We start from the raw sequence: 2,659 nt of genomic DNA, 5'->3' as shown, positions 1-2,659 counted from the left end.
TCCGTACACCCGGCCGGCCCGCCGGCCGGGTGGCGGCTCGGGGTGTGGCGGCTTGGGGTGGCTGTCTGTGTTGGTGGCCGGCGGCTACGTTCGGTCGCGGGGTTCGGTGGGTGGTGGGGCCCGCTGCGGGTTCGGCGGGGCGGGGGTTGGTTGCCGGCCTCGTTGTTTCAACCGACGTTCCAGGGCTTCGATAACGGCGTTTCGATTGTTGGTCGAGTTCAGATTCACTCGATAGTGGACGGGGGTCGATGCGTTACCGCTGGTCAGAGGCAGTCTAGCGGGAAAGTGGATGTTTGGCGACTGAGCTGTGCCTGCGGTCGACGGCGACGGCCGCCATTAGCACGCAGCCGGCCATCGGGAGCAGGAGTGGCGGCAGTTGCCACGTCACGATCAGCATCACGGCCAGTGACATCACCAAGAGCAGCGAGCCGCCGAAATCCGACGCCGCACGACGCCCCGCCTCACGCATCACGGACGGCCACCGGGCACCCACCGCCCACAACGCCGCGGCACGCAGCACGACCACCGCCAGACCGACCGCCACCACCCCGCACACCACGGCCACGGCACCGCCACCGGCGACCCGCGTCCGCAAGAACACCACGTCCACCACCAGCACGGCGAAGCCGCCGACCACCCCGACCGACACCACCCACCCACCGGGCAACGCCGACCGCACCCGCTCGAAGAACGACCGGACCGACGTGGTCTCCCCGTCGACGTGAGCCTTGATGTGCGCGCACCCGGCCGCGAGCGCCGGCACCAGCGTCACCACCGGCAGGGCGGCCAGCAGCACGAGCAACCCCGCCATCAGGCACTCGCCGAACAACGAGAACCGCCTCACCGGCTCACCCCTTCAACCCCGACGTCGACACACCCTCCACCAGGAACCGCTGGAAGAACAAGAAAAACAGGATCACCGGCACCAGCGCCAGCATCGACATCGCCATCAACGCCCCGAAGTCCGAACCCGTCGACTCGTCGATGAACAGCTGCAACGCCAGCGGCAGGGGGTACTTGTCCGGCGTGCTCAGGTAGATCAACGGCCCGAAGAAGTCGTTCCAGCTCCAGATGAACGTGAAGATCGCCGTGGTGATCAGCGCCGGCCTGCACAGCGGCAGGATGATGTGCCAGAACACGATCCAGTGCCCCGCACCGTCGATCTTCGCCGACTCGTCCAGCTCACGCGGCAGCTGCCGGATGAACTGCACGATCAAGAACACGAAGAACGCCTCCGACGCGAGGAACTTGCCCGCCAGCAGCGGCACGTACGTGTCCACCAGGTCGAGGTTCTGGAACACCACGTACTGCGGGATGATCAACACGTGGAACGGCAGCAGCAGCGTCGCGATCATGATCCCGAACAGCACCGTCCGACCGCGGAACCGCAACCGGGCGAACGCGTACGCCGCCAACGCCGACGACGCGACCGTGCCCACCACCGACAGCACCGCCAGCACGGCGGAGTTCCAGAAGAACCGGCCCACGCCGATCCCGACCACGCCCTCGAACACCCGCTCGTAGTTCGCGAACGTCGGATCCGTCGGCAACAGCTGCAGGCTGCCGACGATCGCCTCGGACGGCTTGAACGTCGCCGCCGCCACCCACGCGATCGGGTACAGCACGACGGCCAGCAGGGCCAGCGCGCCGACGTGCCACGCCACCCTGGTCAACGACTGCCTCATCGCTTGTCCCCCGAGTCCCCGGAGTAGAAGACCCAACCCCGTGCGGTGCGGAACAGGAACACGGTGACCAGGCCGACCCCGAGCAGCAGCATCCACGCCATCGCCGACGCGTAACCCATGCGGTAGTCGCCGAAACCGCGGTCGAACAGGTAGATCGTGTAGAACAGCGTGCTGCCGGCCGGCTGCCCGTTCGGCCCGCCGACCACGTACGCCGACGTGAACACCTGGAAGGCGTTGATCGTCTCCAGCAGCAGGTTGAAGAACAGCACCGGCGAGATCATCGGCAGCGTGATCGACCAGAACCGCCGCGCGCGGCCGGCCCCGTCGACCTCCGCCGCCTCGTACAGCTCCCGCGGCACCTGCTTGAGCCCCGCCAGGAAGATCACCATCGGCGCGCCGAGCTGCCACGTCGCCAGCAGCACCAGCATCATCAGCGAGAAGTCGGGGTTGCCCGCCCAGCCGCCGGTGTCGATGCCGAACCGCAGCAGCAGCTGGTCGACCACCGAGTCGTCGCTGAACATCATCTTCCACACGATCGCGACGCCGACGCTGCCGCCGATGAGCGACGGCCCGTAGAACGCCGCCCGGTAGAAGCCCTGACCCGCGCGCTTGCCGTTGAGCAGCACGGCGACGCCCAGCGCGGCGGCCAGCTTGATCGGCACGGCCAGCGCCACGTAGATCGCGGTGACCTCGACCGACCGCAGCCACCGCGCGTCGGAGAACATCCGCTGGTAGTTCTCCAACCCGATCCAGGTCGGGGTGTTGAACAGGTCGTAGTCGGTGAACGAGAGGTACAGCGAGGTCACCATCGGCCCGAGGGTCAGCAGGACGATCCCGATGATCCACGGCGACAGGAACAGGTAACCCGCCAGGCCGTCGCCCGGCAGGCGGGGGCGCGTGGGCGCCCCCCCCAGCCGCGACGTGGGGACCTCCGCGCCGCGGTCCGGGGCGCTCGTCGCCCGGCGCACGACCCC

3 protein-coding genes are annotated in these 2,659 nt (G+C 68.3%); all 3 read right to left on the bottom strand.

Annotation, left to right across the window (positions count from 1 at the left end; translation table 11 throughout):
* Positions 1-274 precede the first annotated feature (274 nt).
* Genes ABTZ99_RS44790 through ABTZ99_RS44780 form a run of 3 tightly spaced genes read right to left on the bottom strand, consistent with a single transcriptional unit; the run spans position 275 to position 2,653 of the window.
* Entirely contained in the window at positions 275-844 is a 570-nt protein-coding gene (locus ABTZ99_RS44790; RefSeq protein ID WP_499619255.1) for a hypothetical protein, read from the bottom strand.
* Positions 845-848: 4 nt separating this feature from the next.
* Complete coding sequence (locus ABTZ99_RS44785; RefSeq protein ID WP_498775537.1) at positions 849-1,685, bottom strand: carbohydrate ABC transporter permease; 837 nt, start codon at positions 1,683-1,685, stop codon at positions 849-851.
* Complete coding sequence (locus ABTZ99_RS44780; RefSeq protein ID WP_499619257.1) at positions 1,682-2,653, bottom strand: carbohydrate ABC transporter permease; 972 nt, start codon at positions 2,651-2,653, stop codon at positions 1,682-1,684. Before ABTZ99_RS44780 ends, ABTZ99_RS44785 begins: the two co-directional genes overlap by 4 nt.
* Between the last annotated feature and the right edge of the window lie 6 nt (positions 2,654-2,659).

It is taken from the genome of Actinosynnema sp. NPDC002837 (genome assembly GCF_040295345.1).
Taxonomy (GTDB): Bacteria; Actinomycetota; Actinomycetes; order Mycobacteriales; family Pseudonocardiaceae; genus Actinosynnema.
This window is presented reverse-complemented; position numbering and strand designations above follow the sequence as displayed.

Excerpts from the sequence above, each read along its gene's own strand:
- ABTZ99_RS44785 (WP_498775537.1), bottom strand. The coding sequence starts at position 1,685 with ATGAGGCAGTCGTTGACCAGGGTGGCGTGGCACGTCGGCGCGCTGGCC.